Raw genomic sequence first — 16,128 nt, forward strand, 5'->3', positions numbered from 1 at the left:
ATTTATTTTCCGATTTTTTATTATTGATCCTTAAAGGAGTGCGGCACATGTCAAAAGGGCATTCGCTACAAGACCCTTACTTGAATACTTTACGTAAAGAGAAAGTGGGGGTTTCCATCTACCTGGTCAACGGTATCAAACTGCAAGGTACGATCGAATCGTTCGACCAGTTCGTTATCCTGCTGAAAAACACCGTCAGCCAAATGGTTTACAAGCACGCTATCTCGACAGTCGTTCCCGTCCGTCCAATCCGTCTGCCTAGCGCGACTGATGGCGAACAGGGTGACGCTGAGCCAGGTAACGCCTGATAGGAGTCTCCTTTGTTCTTTGAGCGCCACGGTGGTGGTGAGCGAGTGATCCTCGTTCACTTGGATGGACAGGACCCTGAGGCGCGCGAAGATCCGCAGGAGTTTCAGGAGTTGGCTAATTCGGCCGGCGCCGAGACCGTTGCGTTTTTTAACGTGCCGCGTCATCGGCCAACCGCCAAATACCTGATTGGCAGCGGCAAGGTCGAGGAACTGCGCGACCTGGTCCATGCCGAACAGGCCGATCTGGTGATCTTCAATCACATCCTCACGCCCAGTCAGGAACGTAACCTCGAACGTGTTTTCGAGTGTCGCGTGATCGACCGTACCGGCCTGATTCTCGATATTTTCGCCCAACGCGCGCGTACCCATGAGGGCAAGCTCCAGGTTGAACTGGCCCAGCTTGACCACATGAGCACCCGGCTGGTGCGCGGCTGGACTCACCTTGAGCGTCAGGGTGGCGGTATCGGCATGCGTGGCCCGGGCGAGACCCAGCTGGAAACCGACCGGCGACTGTTGCGGGTTCGCCTGCGTCAGATCAAGGGCCGGCTGGAAAAAGTCCGCAGCCAGCGCGAACAATCGCGACGTGGCCGCAGCCGTGCGGATATCCCGACCGTTTCCCTGGTGGGTTACACCAACGCCGGCAAGTCCACGCTGTTCAACAACTTGACCAAGTCGGACGTGTACGCGGCCGACCAACTGTTCGCGACCCTCGACCCGACCCTGCGTCGCCTGGAACTGGCCGACCTGGGGCCGATCGTGCTGGCCGACACCGTGGGCTTCATTCGGCACTTGCCGCACAAGCTGGTCGAGGCGTTTCGGTCTACGCTCGAAGAGTCGAGCAACTCCGACCTGCTGTTGCACGTGATCGATGCGGCCGAGCCGGATCGCATGTTGCAGATTGAACAGGTGATGGTGGTGCTGGGCGAGATTGGTGCCCAGGACTTGCCCATCCTCGAGGTCTATAACAAACTCGATTTGCTTGAAGGCGTTGAGCCACAAATTCAGCGCGACGAGGACGGCAAGCCCCAGCGGGTCTGGCTGTCGGCGCGTGATGGCCGGGGCCTGGACTTGCTCGAGCAAGCGATTGCCGAGTTGCTCGGCAACGATTTGTTCGTCGGCACCTTGCGCTTGCCTCAGCGTTTTGCTCGACTGCGTGCACAGTTTTTCGAGCTGGGCGCGGTACAGAAAGAAGAACACGATGAAGATGGCGTCAGCTTGCTGGCCGTTCGATTGCCGCGCTCGGAGCTGAATCGGCTGGTCAGTCGCGAAGGCGTTGTACCGACAGAGTTCATCGAGCAACACACTTTGCAATAAAAGCCTGAGAAAGCGGTTGTGCCGCAGTAGCAGGCATTCTGTAGCATTGGTCGGCGCGCCGTGGGTGCGTCTTTGCTTTATCAGATGGAGAGCGCTATGGCTTGGAATGAGCCGGGTGGCAACTCGAATAATCAGGATCCTTGGGGTGGTAAGCGCCGCAATAATGGCGACCGCAAGGGGCCGCCGGATCTCGACGAGGCCTTCCGAAAGCTGCAGGAAAGCCTGAATGGGTTGTTCGGTGGTGGAAAAAAACGCGGTGGTGACGATGGCGGTCGCACAAGCAAGGGCGGCGGCTATGGCCTGCTGGGTCTTGGGCTTGTCGTGCTCGCGGCCGTGTGGCTGTACAGCGCGGTCTACGTGGTGGACGAGCAGGAGCAAGCCGTGGTGCTGCGCTTCGGCAAATACTACGAGACTGTCGGCCCGGGCCTGAACATCTACTTCCCGCCGATCGACAAGAAGTACATGGAGAACGTCACGCGTGAGCGTGCCTACACCAAGCAGGGCCAGATGCTGACCGAAGACGAGAACATCGTCGAAGTGCCGCTGACCGTGCAGTACAAGATCAGCAACCTGCAGGACTTCGTGCTGAACGTCGATCAACCTGAGATCAGTCTGCAACAGGCGACTGAGAGCGCCCTGCGCCATGTGGTGGGTTCCACCGCGATGGATCAGGTGCTCACCGAGGGTCGTGAATTGATGGCCAGCGAGATCAAGGAGCGCCTGCAACGGTTCCTCGACACCTATCGCACCGGTATCACCGTCACCCAGGTCAACATACAGAGCGCAGCGGCACCGCGTGAAGTGCAGGAAGCCTTCGATGACGTGATCCGCGCCCGTGAAGACGAGCAGCGTTCGCGCAACCAGGCTGAAACCTACGCCAACGGCGTCGTGCCGGAAGCCCGTGGTCAGGCCCAGCGCATCCTTGAAGATGCCAACGGTTACCGCGATGAAGTGGTCTCCCGCGCCAAGGGTGAGGCGGATCGTTTTACCAAGCTGGTCGCCGAGTACCGCAAGGCACCGGAAGTCACGCGTGAGCGTCTGTACCTGGACACCATGCAGGAAGTCTTCAGCAACACCAGCAAGGTTCTCGTGACCGGCGGCAAGGGTGGGCAGAACAACCTGCTGTACCTGCCGTTGGACAAGATGATCGAAGGTGGACGTAGTGGCGCCAGCGCACCGGCCACCGGTTCGAATGCCGCTGCCAACGAAGCGAGCGCCCGTGCGGCTGCTGACTTGCTGCAACAGCAAACACGTACCAGGGAGAGTCGTTGATGAACAATAAATCGCTGACCGCCCTGATTGTGGGCGTCGTCGTGGTCATCGCTGCCTGGAACTGCTTCTACATCGTCGCTCAGACCGAGCGTGCGGTGCTGCTGCAATTCGGTCGCGTGGTCCAGGCAGACGTCCAGCCGGGCCTGCATGTGAAAGTCCCCTACGTCAACCAGGTGCGCAAGTTCGACGCGCGCCTGATGACCCTGGATGCACCGACACAGCGTTTCCTGACCCTGGAAAAGAAAGCCGTGATGGTTGACGCCTACGCCAAGTGGCGCGTCAAGGATGCCGAGCGCTTCTACACCGCGACCTCCGGCCTCAAGCAGATTGCCGACGAGCGTTTGTCGCGTCGTCTGGAATCGGGCCTGCGTGACCAGTTCGGTAAACGCACCCTGCACGAGGTGGTGTCCGGTGAACGTGATGCGCTGATGGCGGATATCACCCGTTCGCTGAATACGATGGCGGAAAAAGAGCTGGGGATCGAAGTTGTCGATGTCCGGGTCAAGGCCATCGATCTGCCGAAGGAAGTGAACCGCAGCGTGTTCGAGCGCATGAGCACCGAGCGTGAGCGTGAAGCGCGTGAGCACCGCGCCAAAGGTAACGAACTGGCCGAGGGTATCCGTGCGGATGCCGACCGTCAGCGTCGCGTACTGCTGGCCGAGGCCTATCGCGAGTCTGAAGAGGCGCGTGGTGACGGTGATGCGCAAGCCGCGTCGATCTACGCCAAAGCCTACGGCCAGGACCAGGAGTTCTACGCGTTCTACCGTAGCCTGCGTGCCTACCGTGAAAGCTTTGCGAACAAAACCGACGTCATGGTGCTGGACCCGAGCAGCGACTTCTTCCGCTACCTGGAAAAGTCCAAGTAACTCATTGTTCACTCCCGTCGGGCGGCTAAAACGCCTGGCGGGGTGATCCTTTGAGAAAACGGGTGTATGATGCGGCAGCCGGGAAATCCCCGGCTTTTTTGCGTCTGCATGTTTGATTCGGCAGGCGCGACAGGTTTTTCGAGGAAAGTGCCCGACGAGGCCGTTTGCAGGCCGTTCGTCACGTCGCTCTTGCGCGTGGTTTATGCCGGGGGCGGGCATTTTCTGCTTCACTCAAGGCTCGGCCGAGGGCTGGCCGCCCGGATCATAGGGGAATGGCGTAATGGCAACGGTAGACCGCTGGCTGCTGCCAGATGGCATCGAAGAAGTACTGCCACCAGAAGCTGCGCGCATTGAAGTAGCGCGTCGCCAGGTGTTGGATCTGTTCCAGAGCTGGGGTTACGAGTTTGTCGTGACCCCGCATATCGAGTACCTGGAATCCCTGCTGACCGGCGCGGGCCAGGACCTCGATCTGCGCACGTTCAAGGTCATTGACCCGCAATCGGGCCGGCAAATGGGGTTCCGTGCCGACATCACGCCGCAAGTGGCGCGCATTGATGCACACACCCTGCGTCGCGAAGGCCCGAGCCGCCTGTGCTATGCCGGCAGCGTGCTGCATGCAAAACCGCGGGCGTTGTCGTCGTCGCGCAGCCCGATCCAGTTGGGCGCCGAGTTGTATGGCGATGCCAGCCCGAGCAGCGACGTGGAAGTCATCAGCCTGATGCTGGCCATGCTGCAACTGGCTGACGTGCCGGATGTCCACATGGATCTGGGCCACGTCGGTATCTACCGTGGCCTGGCGCGTGCGGCCGGTTTGTCCGGTGAAGTGGAGCAACAGTTGTTCGATGCCCTGCAGCGCAAGGCAATCGATGAAGTCGTCGCCTTGACCGAAGGCGTGCCGGCCGAACTGGCTGACATGCTGCGTGCGCTGGTGAACCTGTGCGGCGGCCGCGAAGTCCTGGACGCTGCCCGTGAGCGCCTGGCCAATGCGCCGGCGCCAGTATTGGCGGCACTGGATGACGTGCTGGCGATTGCCGCGCAGTTGTCGGCGAGGTTCCCGCAACTGCCGCTGTATTTCGACCTGGGCGAGTTGCGCGGCTACCACTACCACACCGGTGTGGTGTTCGCTGTGTTTGTGCCGGGTGTTGGCCAGGCCATCGCCCAGGGCGGTCGTTATGACGATATCGGCGCCGACTTCGGTCGTGCGCGTCCGGCCACCGGCTTTTCCACCGATTTGAAAACCCTGGTGACCCTGGGGCGTGCTGAGGTCGAGCTGCCGTCTGGTGGCATCTGGATGCCCGACAGTACGGACGCAGCACTCTGGCAGCAGGTTTGTCAGTTGCGCGGTGAGGGTCAGCGTGTCGTCCAGGCGTTGCCTGGGCAGCCATTGGCCGCCGCCCGTGAAGCGGACTGCGACCGGCAATTGATTCTGCAGAACGGGCTTTGGCAAGTATCGCCACTGGCTTCTTGAGTTTTCCTGCCGGCCATCGCCGGCACCAAGTTTGCGCGAATGAGGACAAGTGTTATGGGTAAGAATGTCGTAGTCCTGGGCACCCAATGGGGTGATGAGGGCAAAGGCAAGATCGTTGATCTGCTGACCGAACATGCTGCCGCCGTAGTGCGCTACCAAGGTGGCCACAACGCTGGCCACACCCTGGTCATCGATGGCGAAAAAACCGTCTTGCACCTGATCCCGTCGGGCGTCCTGCGCGAAGGCGTGCAGTGCCTGATCGGCAACGGCGTGGTGGTTGCACCCGACGCCCTGATGCGGGAAATCACCAAGCTGGAAGAGAAAGGCGTACCGGTGCGCGAGCGCCTGCGTATCAGCCCAGCCTGCCCGCTGATCCTGTCCTTCCACGTCGCGCTGGACCAGGCCCGTGAAAAGGCCCGTGGCGAGCTGAAGATCGGTACTACCGGTCGCGGTATCGGCCCAGCCTACGAAGACAAGGTTGCGCGTCGTGGCCTGCGTGTTGGCGACCTGCTCAACATGCCGCGCTTTGAAGACAAACTGCGTGAACTGGTGGATTACCACAACTTCATGCTGGTGGGTTACTACAAAGAGCCAGCCATCGAATTCGACAAGACCCTGGCCGAATGCAAGGAATACGCTGAGCTGCTCAAGCCGCTGATGCTGGACGTGACGGCCGAGCTGCACGACCTGCGTCGCGCTGGCAAAGACATCATGTTCGAGGGCGCCCAAGGTTCGTTGCTGGACATCGACCACGGTACCTACCCCTACGTGACCAGCTCTAACACCACCGCTGGCGGCGTCGCTACCGGTTCGGGTGTTGGCCCGATGTTCCTGGACTACATCCTGGGCATCACCAAGGCTTACACCACGCGGGTCGGTTCGGGTCCATTCCCGACTGAACTGTTCGACGAAGTGGGCGCGCACCTGGCTAAACAAGGTCACGAGTTTGGCGCGACTACTGGCCGTGCTCGTCGTTGTGGCTGGTTCGATGCCGTTATCCTGCGTCGCGCTATCGATGTGAACAGCATCTCGGGTATCTGCCTGACCAAGCTGGACGTACTCGACGGTCTGGAAACCATCAACATCTGTGTCGGCTACAAAGATGCAGAAGGTAAGGTCGTTGCCCCGACTGACGCTGACAGCTACGTGGGTCTGCAGCCGGTGTACGAAGAAGTGCCGGGCTGGGTCGAATCGACCGTGGGTGCCAAGACCCTGGAAGAGCTGCCCGCCAACGCTCGTGCGTACATCAAGCGCGTTGAAGAGCTGATCGGCGCACCGATCGACATTATTTCGACGGGCCCGGACCGCAACGAGACCATCGTTCTGCGTCACCCGTTCGCTTAATAAGCTGTTGATGTAAAACGCAAAGGGCTCCTCAGGGAGCCCTTTGTCGTTTAAGTTCGCCAAGCGGCACGACCCTTGCTGTGTTTCCTTCTTTCGCGGTGCTATCAAATTAATGGCACCCGTGGTGGAGGGATTCCCGATGTCTGCCGTTCTCTCATTGTTACAAAGTCGTCTGTTGCGGCCGGTGTTCGTTACCCTAGGTATCGCTCTTTTGGTGCAAGTGCTGGTGGCGGTCGCTCTTACTCGGAGCACAGTCACGGCGCTGGAAGCTGATTTGGGCAATCGCCTCGGGGTCGACAGTCAGAAACTGTCCGGCGAATTGGCCCAGGCCGGCAAGGAAGTCACATCCAGCCTGGACAGCTTGTCCAGCAGTACCCGTCAGCGTCTGACCGTCGGGCTTTCCACGCGCCTGCAGGAAGAGCAGAAGCAACTGCGTGCGACCCTGGAAAAAGACCTGCAAGACTCCGCTAACGACATGGCGCAACTGCTGGCCTCCGTGGCGCCTCGCGCCATGTGGGACAACGATGTGCCGACGCTGTCGGAGTTCGCCCGACGGGCCCAGCGCAATCCCAACGTGTTGTTCGTGGTCTACGACGACGCCGCCGGTGAGCATCTGACCCGCTATCTGAACCGGGAAAACCCGATCAACCAGGCGCTGCTGGAAAAGGGCAAGGGCGACCGCGCCCTGGATAAAGTGCTGGACGCCGCCAAGGCGGACCCTTCCGTGTACTACGTCGAAGCGTCCATCAGCCCCAACGGTGTCGAGATCGGCAAGGTTCGCATGGGGGTTTCGACCGCGTCGGTGGAAGCCAACCTGCAGGCGCTGGATAAGCGCTTTGCGACACTGATCGCCAGCGGCGATCAGTTGGTGGGCGATAGCCTCAAGGGTGCGGCGGCCGATAGCGCGGCCGCCATGGGCGCAAGACTGCAGTCGGCGCAGGCGACCGCCACCCAGATGACCGCCAACACCACCAATGCCGTGCAGGACGCGGCGGGCACCTTGCGCTGGCGCATCGGCATGGGGCTCGCGGCGGTCGGCTTCGGTGTGCTGCTGCTGATCGCGGTGGTGCTCGGGCGGCGGGTGGTCAATCGCCTGAAACTGTTGATCGCGGCCATGGATGATCTGGCGGCGGGCGAGGGCGACCTGACCAAGCGTGTGCAGATCAACAGCAAAGATGAGATCGGCGACATGGCGTCGGCGGTCAATCGCTTTGTGGATAAGTTGCAGCCCATCGTGCGCGAGGCCGGCGATGTGGCGCAGCGTACCGGTGTGGAAATCGGCGCGATGACCTTGCGCAATGCCGGCGCCGATGCGGCTGCCGGTTTGCAGCGCGACGAAGTGGCCGAGAGCCTGCGCGCGCTGTCGCAGATGGCGGATGAGGCGCAGGCCGAAAGCCATGCGATGCAGGCCGCGCTGCAGCAGGTGGTGGATATACGCCAGGCCACGGATGAAAACTCACGCACTTCGGCTGAAGTCGGCAGCTTGATCGAAGCGCTGGCGGGCCAGGTGCAGGCCGGTTCCAAGGTCATCGAGCGCCTCGCCGCGCAAAGCGAGCAGATCGAAGTGGTATTGACGGTGATCCATGGCATCGCCGAGCAGACCAACCTGCTGGCGCTCAACGCGGCCATCGAAGCGGCGCGTGCCGGTGAGACCGGGCGTGGCTTTGCGGTGGTGGCGGACGAGGTGCGTGCGCTGGCGAGTAAAACCCAAAGCTCCACCGGCGATATCCAGGCACATATCGTGGCGTTGCAGCAGGGCGCGCGCGAGGCGGTCGAAACCATTGGCAAGGCCGGGCGCCAGGCCAACGAAGGCTTGCTGGTGCTGCGCGACAGTGTGCGCTTGCAGCAGACGGTGCAGGCCTCGGTGGAGCAGGTGCATGCGGCGATTGGCCTGGCCACTCGTGCGGCCGAGCATCAGGCCCAGGGCGCGCATGCGGTGCGTGGGCGGGTCGAGGTGATCCATGCCCAGGCCGAGCGTGCCGCACAGGCTGTGGTGGAAACCACGGCCAGCGGCAAGGTGCTGGATGGCTTGGCGGCGCAGTTGAAGGCGAGCCTGGGGCAGTTCCGGGCTTAGTGTGGTCTGTGTCGCCCCCATCGGGAGCAAGCTCCCTCCCACATTCGACTGCATTCCAAAGCTGGAACCCAGTCAACTGTGGGAGGGGGCTTGCCCCCGATAGCGGTTTCAGCGACTCAGATACATCCGCGTCGTGAGCAAATAAACCGGCAACCCCGACACCAGAATCAACAACGCCGCATACGGCGCCGCCGCCGCGAATTCGATATTCGAGGTGTGCGCCCACACCGCCGTCGCCAGGGTATTCAGCCCGGTCGGGCTGAGCAGTAATGTCGCGGTCAATTCCTTCATCGCATCGAGAAATACCAGCGCGAATGCCGCCCCCAAAGCCGGGAAAATAATCGGCAGGGTCACTCGGCAAAAGGCACTGAACGACGACGCCCCCAACGTGCGTGCAGCCTCTTCCAGCTGCGGTGCCGCCTTGTTCAAGGCCGTCCGGATCGGCGCCTGGGCCAGCGGCAGAAACAGCAGCGCATAGGCAATCAACAGCAGTGCCGACGTCTGGTACAGCGCCGGCACGTAGTGCAAGGCGAAGTACACCAGCGTCAGCGCAATCACCAGGCCGGGCAGGGCGTGCAGCAAGTACGGCAGGCGCTCGGCCCAGAGCGCCAGCGGGCCTTTGTAGCGCACCACCAGCAACCCCACCGGCACCGCGAGTGCCAGGCACAGCGCCGCGCCGCCCAGCGACAGCGCCAGGGAGGACAGCAGCGCCTCACCAATCTCGGCCACCGGGAACGCGGCCGACGAGCCCACCGCCAGCCAATAGCCGAGCATCCCCAGCGGAATGCCGCTGCCGATGATCGCCAGCGCCAGGCAATACAGCTGCCCCAATGGCGCCCACTTGCCCAGTCGGATCTGTTCCGCATGCCGCGCCGCGCCCTGGCCGATCCGCACATGTCGGCCCTTGCCGCGCACGCGCAGTTCCAGCCACAGCAGTGTCAGGCACATTGCCAGCAACACCGCCGACAGCATCGCTGCATTGGCGTTGCTGAATTCCAGTTCGAATTGCTGATAGATCGCCGTAGTAAAGGTCTGCAGGCCGATGATCGACAGCGCGCCGAATTCCACCAGCATATGCAGCGCGATCAACAATGCCCCGGCCAACAGCGACGGCCACAGCAAGGGCAGGGTGATGCGCCGGAACACGCCCCAGCGATTCAGCCCCAGGGTGCGCGCGGACTCTTCGAGGGAGGGGTCGAGATTGCGCAGGGTCGCCGCCACCGGCAGAAACACCAGCGGGTATTTCGACAGGGTCATCACCAGGATCGCCCCGCCGAGCCCTTCGAAGTTAGCGCTCAGCGACACCCAGGTGAAGCTGCTGACAAACGCCGGCACCGCAAACGGCAGGCACAGGATCACGCCCCAGAGACGGCGCCCCGGCAGGTTGCTGCGCTCCAGCAGCCAGGCGAGAGATAGGCCGATCACGCCGCACGCCAGCGTCACCCCGACCATCAGCGCCAGGGTGTTGCGCAGCAGCCCGAACACATACGGGCGCCACAGCAGATGCACGGCCTCCGCCCAGCCCGCTTGCCAGGCCTTGAGCCCGACATACGCCAGCGGCAACAGGCTCAAGCCCACCAGGAGCAGCACAGGCAGCAACAGCCAGATCGACGGGCGCTTGCGTCGCGGGCTGTAGCCCCCGCGCAGGGCGGGAGCGCGGAGCGATGGGTTCATCAGTTCAGGCCAACGTCACGTTCCAGGTCCAGGGCTTCTTGCGCGTTGCCCAGGTCGGCGGGGGTGACTTTCGGCGGTTGCAGCTCGCTGAACGGCTTCAGGCCGCGACTGGACTCCATGCCCTTGCGCAGCGGATATTCGGCCGAGGTGTTGGTGATTACGCGCTGGCCTTCTTCGCTGACCATGAACGCCAGCAGTTGCTGGGCTTCTTGCGGGTGCTTGCTGGATTTCAGTGCGGCAGCGGAAGACACGGTGATCAGGCCGCCGGCATCGCCGTTGGTGAAGTAGTGCAGTTGCGAGTCCAGGTTGGTTTTTTCCTTCTTCAGGGCAAACCAGTAGTAGTTGTTCACCAGCACGCTGGCGACTTCGCCGTTTTCCACGGCTTTGAGGGCGACCATATTGTTGCTGTACACCTTGCCGAAGGCGCGCAGGCCGGTCAGCCATTCTTCGGCGGCTTCGCGACCGTGCAGCTTGATGATCGCCACGGCTTGCTCCTGGAACGCGCCGCTGGTGGGCACGAAGCCGACCTTGCCTTGCCATTCGGGGCGGGCGAAATCCAGGACCGACTTGGGCAGGTCTTTCTCGGCGATCAGTTTCGGGTTGAAGGCCACGACGCGGGTGCGCGCGGTCACGCCCATCCAGTCGCCCTGGCTGCCGATGTAATCCTTGGGCAATACCTCAAGGGTGCCGGCGTCGATTTTCGCCAGCAGGCCTTGCTCGCCGAGTTTGTTCAACGGCGGCGATTCTTCGGTGTAGATCACATCGGCCGGGGAGCGCGCGCCTTCTTCGACGACCTGGCTGGCCAGTTGGTTGCTGCTGCCTTTGCGCACGTTGACGTGAATGCCGGTCTTGGCTTCGAAGGCTTTGGCGAGTTCATCGCCGACTTCTTTGTGTTGGCCGTTGTACAGGGTCAGGGCAACCTTGTCGGCGCAATAGGCGGTGGGCGAGAGCAGGGTCAGGCCGAGCAGAGTGAGGCTAAGGCCACGCAGAAGGGATGTCTTGAGATGGGTGCCACGGATCATCATCCGGAAGTTTCCTCGCTTGAGTGCAACAAATCGTTGCAAGGATAAACGATAAAGCTTCTCAAGTGCGGATGAAGGAGAAATCCATGGGGCGGTTTTCACACCCCAGAAACGAAAAAACCCGCTTTCGCGGGTTTGATCTGAATTTGGTGCCCAGGAGAAGACTCGAACTTCCACGACCTTGCGATCACCAGCACCTGAAGCTGGCGTGTCTACCAATTTCACCACCTGGGCATTATCAAGCAACGTTGCCGCTGTTGATGGAGCGAACTATACGGAGCGCTTTTTGATCTGTAAACCCCTGATTCGAAAATATAAATCAGTTTTTCGTTAAGAATCAAAGGACTGTAACGCAAAAACCCGCTTTCGCGGGTTTCTGGATAACTCAAGGCTGACCTCGAGTTTTGAATTGGTGCCCAGAAGAAGACTCGAACTTCCACGACCTTGCGGTCACCAGCACCTGAAGCTGGCGTGTCTACCAATTTCACCATCTGGGCAGTATCTTCAACGTTGCCGTCGTCGATGGCGCGCACTATACGGAGTGGCTTTTGAACTGTAAACCCCTGCCATGAAAAAAGCCTGGAAAATTTCGCCAATGGTCGTACAAGGTGCGTGTTGGGGGTCACAAAGTGCTTTAAAACGCTTGTTGACGCCTGAAATTTCCCGTTTCAATACGCGTATGCCAAACTAACCCGCATATAGACAAGGTGAAAACTCTCTAATGGCCGATTGGCAGTCCCTCGATCCCGAGGCCGCTCGTGAAGCGGAAAAATATGAAAACCCTATTCCTAGCCGCGAACTGATCCTGGCGCATCTCGCCGATCGTGGTTCGCCTGCTAGCCGCGAGCAGCTGGTTGAAGAATTCGGTCTGACCACCGAAGACCAGCTCGAAGCCCTGCGCCGCCGTCTGCGTGCCATGGAGCGCGATGCTCAGTTGATCTACACCCGCCGTGGCACCTATGCGCCCGTGGACAAGCTCGACCTGATCCTGGGTCGCATTGCCGGCCACCGTGACGGCTTTGGCTTCCTGATCCCGGATGACGGCAGCGACGACCTGTTCATGAGCCCGGCGCAAATGCGCCTGGTGTTCGATGGCGACCGTGCGCTGGCGCGCGTGTCGGGCCTGGACCGTCGCGGCCGCCGTGAAGGCGTGATCGTCGAAGTGGTGTCCCGTGCCCATGAGTCCATCGTCGGGCGTTACTTCGAAGAAGGCGGCATCGGCTTCGTCATTCCGGACAACCCGAAGGTCCAGCAGGAAGTGCTGGTGACCCCGGGCCGCAATGGCGCGGCCAAGGTCGGTCAGTTCGTGGAGGTGAAAATCACCCACTGGCCGACCCCGCGCTTCCAGCCTCAGGGCGATATCATCGAAGTGGTCGGCAACTACATGGCGCCGGGCATGGAAATCGACGTCGCGCTGCGCACCTACGATATTCCTCACGTCTGGCCCGAAGCCGTGCTCAAGGAAGCCGCCAAGCTCAAGCCGGAAGTCGAAGAGAAGGACAAGGAAAAGCGCATCGACCTGCGCCATCTGCCGTTCGTCACCATCGACGGCGAAGACGCCCGCGACTTCGATGATGCGGTGTATTGCGAAGCCAAGCCTGGCAAGTTGCGCCTGTTCTCCGGCGGCTGGAAGTTGTACGTGGCGATTGCCGACGTCTCCAGCTACGTGAAGATCGGTTCGGCGCTGGATAACGAAGCCCAGGTGCGCGGCAACTCCGTGTATTTCCCTGAGCGCGTGATCCCGATGTTGCCTGAGCAGCTGTCCAACGGCCTGTGCTCGCTGAACCCGAAAGTCGACCGTTTGGCCATGGTGTGCGAGATGACCCTCTCGAAAACCGGCGAAATGACCGACTACCAGTTCTACGAAGCGGTGATCCACTCCCAGGCGCGCCTGACCTACAACAAGGTCAGCACCATCCTGGAAACGCCGAAGACCAGCGAAGCCAAGGCCCTGCGTACCGAATATGCCGGTGTGGTGCCGCATCTCAAGCAGCTGTATGCGCTTTACAAGGTGCTGCTGGGCGCACGTCATGTGCGTGGCGCGATCGATTTTGAAACCCAGGAAACCCGGATCATCTTCGGTTCCGAGCGCAAGATCGCCGAGATCACCCCGACCACCCGCAACGACGCGCACAAGCTGATCGAGGAATGCATGCTGGCGGCCAACGTGGCCACCGCTGAATTCCTGAAGAAGCACGAAATTCCTGCGTTGTACCGGGTACACGACGGCCCGCCGCCGGAGCGTCTGGAAAAACTGCGCGCCTTCCTCGGCGAGCTCGGCCTGTCCCTGCATAAAGGCAAGGACGGCCCGTCGCCGAAGGATTACCAGGCACTGCTGGCCAGCATCAAGGACCGTCCGGATTTCCACCTGATCCAGACCGTGATGCTGCGTTCGCTGAGCCAGGCGGTGTACAGCGCCGACAATCAGGGCCACTTCGGCCTGAATTACGAGGCGTACACCCACTTCACCTCGCCGATCCGTCGTTACCCGGACTTGCTCACGCACCGCGCGATCCGCAGCGTGATCCACTCCAAGCAGGACACCCCGCACGTCAAGCGCGCCGGTGCCATGACCATTCCGAAGGCGCGGATCTATCCTTACGACGAAGCGGCCCTGGAACAGCTCGGCGAGCAGTGCTCCATGAGTGAGCGCCGTGCCGACGAAGCCACCCGCGACGTCGTGAACTGGCTCAAGTGCGAGTTCATGAAGGACCGCGTGGGCGAGTCGTTCCCTGGCGTGATCACGGCCGTGACCGGCTTTGGTCTGTTTGTCGAACTGACCGATATCTACGTCGAGGGCCTGGTGCATGTCACCGCCTTGCCGGGTGACTACTACCACTTCGATCCTGTGCATCACCGCCTGGCGGGCGAGCGTACCGGTCGCAGTTTCCGCCTGGGCGACACGGTCGAAGTGCGCGTCATGCGCGTCGACCTGGACGAACGCAAGATCGACTTCGAGATGGCTGAAAAAACCATCGCCGCGCCGATCGGCCGTAAAAAACGTGGCAGCGAAACCGCCGCGCCGGCCACCCAAGGCAAGGGCGCTCCTGCGAAAGCTGCGGTTGCTGAGCCTGCGCCGGCCAAGGCCAGTCGTCGTCCGGCGGCCAAGGACAAGGTTCCCGAGGCCTACCGCCCAAGCGATGCAGCGGCGAAAAACGCCGAACTGCGCAGAAGCCGTGAGTTGAAGCAGCAGTTGCTCAACGAAGCCAAAAGCGGTGGTAAAGCGGCGTCTGGGGGAAAGCCCCACACGGCGGAAAAGCCGTCGAGCAAGCCCAGTAAACACCGTAAAGGCCCGCCAAAAGCGGGTTCGGCCCCCGCGAAAAGCGGCGGGTCGCGTAAACCTAAGGCCAAGTCATGAGTCTGGAAAAAATCTACGGCGTCCACGCCGTAGAAGCACTGCTGCGTCATCACCCTAAGCGCGTCAAACAGGTTTGGCTGGCGGAAGGTCGCAGCGAGCCGCGCGTGCAGGCGCTGGTCGAGCTGGCCAACGAAAACCGCGTGGCGATCGGCCAGGCCGAGCGTCGCGAAATGGACGTATGGGTTGAAGGCGTCCACCAAGGCGTCGTCGCGGATGTCAGCCCGAGCCAGGTGTGGGGCGAGGCGATGCTCGACGAGCTGCTCGACCGCACCGAAGGCGCACCGCTGTTGCTGGTGCTGGACGGCGTGACCGACCCGCACAACCTCGGCGCCTGCCTGCGTTCTGCGGATGCTGCCGGTGCGCTGGCGGTGATCGTGCCCAAGGACAAGTCGGCCACGTTGACGCCAGTTGTGCGTAAAGTCGCATGCGGCGCGGCGGAAGTGATTCCGTTGGTGGCCGTGACCAACCTCGCGCGCACCCTGGAGAAACTCCAGCAGCGCGGCCTGTGGGTCGTGGGCACGGCGGGGGAGGCCGAGGTCAGCATTTATGACCAGGACCTCACCGGCCCGACCATCCTGATCATGGGCGCCGAAGGCAAGGGCATGCGTCGCCTGACTCGCGAGCATTGCGATTATCTGGTTCATCTGCCGATGGCTGGCAGCGTCAGCAGTCTCAACGTGTCGGTCGCTACCGGCGTGTGTCTGTTCGAGGCCCAGCGCCAGCGCGGTGCGAAGGCCAAGACCAAGAAGTAATGTCGGGCCTGGCATAGATGCAAAATGTGGGAGGGGGCAAGCCCTCTCCCACTTTTGTTTTGTGGTGTCTGGAAGATTGTTCAAATAATCACCAATCACCTTGCGCCCTTCCTCCCCCTTCTCTACAATTGCGCCCCTTGCCTTCCTGGCAGGCACCGATGTGCCTCCCTGCGGCAAGATCCATAAGTGTCATTCACTCCTTGTCTGACCGTTTTTGAGCGGCAGGCTACAACCCGTAAGGAGCATTCATGCGTCATTACGAAATCATCTTTTTGGTCCACCCGGATCAAAGCGAGCAAGTCGGCGGCATGGTAGAGCGTTACACCAAGCTGATCGAAGAAGACGGCGGCAAAATCCACCGTCTGGAAGATTGGGGCCGTCGTCAACTGGCCTACGCAATCAACAATGTTCACAAGGCTCACTACGTGATGCTGAACGTTGAATGCACTGGCAAGGCCCTGGCCGAGCTGGAAGACAACTTCCGCTACAACGATGCTGTGATCCGTAACCTGGTCATCCGTCGCGAAGAAGCCGTTACCGGCCAATCCGAGATGCTCAAGGCTGAAGAAAACCGCAGTGAGCGCCGTGAGCGTCGCGACCGTCCTGAGCACGAAGGCGCTGAAAGCGCTGATAGTGATGACAGCGACAACAGCGATAACGCTGACGAGTAATCCAC

Annotated in this window: 12 protein-coding genes and 2 tRNA genes; 10 read left to right on the top strand and 4 right to left on the bottom strand. The window is 61.3% G+C overall.

All coding sequences use genetic code 11. The features are described from left to right. Positions 1-47 precede the first annotated feature (47 nt). The 7 genes from hfq (at position 48) to JN756_RS02600 (ending at position 8,646) form a co-directional block, all read left to right on the top strand. A complete protein-coding gene (gene hfq / locus JN756_RS02570; protein ID WP_017849756.1) occupies positions 48-308 on the top strand; it encodes an RNA chaperone Hfq in 261 nt (86 codons plus the stop codon). Between the two features lie 12 nt (positions 309-320). Continuing rightward, positions 321-1,622 (top strand): ribosome rescue GTPase HflX, encoded by a 1,302-nt coding sequence (hflX, locus tag JN756_RS02575; protein WP_046384903.1) that lies wholly within the window; start codon positions 321-323, stop codon positions 1,620-1,622. A gap of 96 nt (positions 1,623-1,718) precedes the next feature. After that, positions 1,719-2,894, top strand: a complete 1,176-nt coding sequence (gene hflK / locus JN756_RS02580; RefSeq protein ID WP_017849754.1) for an FtsH protease activity modulator HflK — start codon at positions 1,719-1,721, stop codon at positions 2,892-2,894. Then, positions 2,894-3,760 carry a protease modulator HflC gene (gene hflC / locus JN756_RS02585; RefSeq protein ID WP_046384902.1) on the top strand — a complete coding sequence of 289 codons (867 nt, stop codon included), beginning with the start codon at positions 2,894-2,896 and terminating at the stop codon, positions 3,758-3,760. The genes hflK and hflC overlap by 1 nt, the downstream gene beginning before the upstream one ends. Before the next feature lie 280 nt (positions 3,761-4,040). Then, positions 4,041-5,228, top strand: coding sequence for an ATP phosphoribosyltransferase regulatory subunit (locus JN756_RS02590; protein ID WP_017849752.1), 1,188 nt, complete (start codon positions 4,041-4,043; stop codon positions 5,226-5,228). Between the two features lie 54 nt (positions 5,229-5,282). Then, on the top strand, positions 5,283-6,572 hold the full coding sequence (locus tag JN756_RS02595; RefSeq protein ID WP_017849751.1) for an adenylosuccinate synthase: 1,290 nt from the start codon (positions 5,283-5,285) through the stop codon (positions 6,570-6,572). Between the two features lie 139 nt (positions 6,573-6,711). After that, entirely contained in the window at positions 6,712-8,646 is a 1,935-nt protein-coding gene (locus JN756_RS02600) for a methyl-accepting chemotaxis protein (protein WP_057003675.1), read from the top strand. Positions 8,647-8,754: 108 nt separating this feature from the next. On the opposite strand, the gene JN756_RS02605 is transcribed toward JN756_RS02600, so the two are convergent. From JN756_RS02605 to JN756_RS02620, 4 genes are all read right to left on the bottom strand, one after another. Continuing rightward, the gene (locus JN756_RS02605; RefSeq protein ID WP_126588422.1) at positions 8,755-10,320 is read right to left on the bottom strand and encodes an ABC transporter permease; all 1,566 of its coding nucleotides are present in this window, start codon (positions 10,318-10,320) and stop codon (positions 8,755-8,757) included. Beyond that, positions 10,320-11,345, bottom strand: a complete 1,026-nt coding sequence (locus JN756_RS02610) for an extracellular solute-binding protein (RefSeq protein WP_046384898.1) — start codon at positions 11,343-11,345, stop codon at positions 10,320-10,322. The genes JN756_RS02605 and JN756_RS02610 overlap by 1 nt, the downstream gene beginning before the upstream one ends. 144 nt (positions 11,346-11,489) lie before the next feature. Beyond that, a tRNA-Leu gene (locus JN756_RS02615) sits at positions 11,490-11,576 on the bottom strand. 176 nt (positions 11,577-11,752) lie between these two features. Beyond that, positions 11,753-11,839, bottom strand: a tRNA-Leu gene (locus tag JN756_RS02620). A 224-nt stretch (positions 11,840-12,063) separates the two neighbouring features. On the opposite strand from JN756_RS02620, the gene rnr reads away from it, so the two are divergent. The 3 genes from rnr to rpsF all read left to right on the top strand — a co-directional run bounded on the left by rnr (position 12,064) and on the right by rpsF (position 16,123). Next, positions 12,064-14,700: a ribonuclease R gene (rnr, locus tag JN756_RS02625; RefSeq protein WP_046384897.1), complete on the top strand. Its 2,637-nt coding sequence runs from the start codon at positions 12,064-12,066 to the stop codon at positions 14,698-14,700. After that, complete coding sequence (rlmB, locus tag JN756_RS02630) at positions 14,697-15,452, top strand: 23S rRNA (guanosine(2251)-2'-O)-methyltransferase RlmB (protein WP_046384896.1); 756 nt, start codon at positions 14,697-14,699, stop codon at positions 15,450-15,452. The genes rnr and rlmB overlap by 4 nt, the downstream gene beginning before the upstream one ends. 248 nt (positions 15,453-15,700) lie before the next feature. After that, complete coding sequence (gene rpsF, locus JN756_RS02635) at positions 15,701-16,123, top strand: 30S ribosomal protein S6 (RefSeq protein WP_003217491.1); 423 nt, start codon at positions 15,701-15,703, stop codon at positions 16,121-16,123. Positions 16,124-16,128 lie beyond the last annotated feature (5 nt).

Origin of the sequence: Pseudomonas sp. Y39-6, from assembly GCF_023651955.1 — a bacterium.
GTDB lineage: Bacteria > Pseudomonadota > Gammaproteobacteria > Pseudomonadales > Pseudomonadaceae > Aquipseudomonas > Aquipseudomonas veronii.

Bases quoted from the DNA above. Each gene is read 5' to 3' on its own strand.
- hflK (WP_017849754.1), top strand. From the start codon at position 1,719: ATGGCTTGGAATGAGCCGGGTGGCAACTCGAATAATCAGGATCCTTGG.
- JN756_RS02595 (WP_017849751.1), top strand. From the start codon at position 5,283: ATGGGTAAGAATGTCGTAGTCCTGGGCACCCAATGGGGTGATGAGGGC.
- JN756_RS02605 (WP_126588422.1), bottom strand. From the start codon at position 10,320: ATGAACCCATCGCTCCGCGCTCCCGCCCTGCGCGGGGGCTACAGCCCG.
- hfq (WP_017849756.1), top strand. From the start codon at position 48: ATGTCAAAAGGGCATTCGCTACAAGACCCTTACTTGAATACTTTACGT.
- hflC (WP_046384902.1), top strand. From the start codon at position 2,894: ATGAACAATAAATCGCTGACCGCCCTGATTGTGGGCGTCGTCGTGGTC.
- JN756_RS02610 (WP_046384898.1), bottom strand. From the start codon at position 11,345: ATGATGATCCGTGGCACCCATCTCAAGACATCCCTTCTGCGTGGCCTT.
- rpsF (WP_003217491.1), top strand. From the start codon at position 15,701: ATGCGTCATTACGAAATCATCTTTTTGGTCCACCCGGATCAAAGCGAG.
- rlmB (WP_046384896.1), top strand. From the start codon at position 14,697: ATGAGTCTGGAAAAAATCTACGGCGTCCACGCCGTAGAAGCACTGCTG.
- JN756_RS02590 (WP_017849752.1), top strand. From the start codon at position 4,041: ATGGCAACGGTAGACCGCTGGCTGCTGCCAGATGGCATCGAAGAAGTA.
- rnr (WP_046384897.1), top strand. From the start codon at position 12,064: ATGGCCGATTGGCAGTCCCTCGATCCCGAGGCCGCTCGTGAAGCGGAA.
- JN756_RS02600 (WP_057003675.1), top strand. From the start codon at position 6,712: ATGTCTGCCGTTCTCTCATTGTTACAAAGTCGTCTGTTGCGGCCGGTG.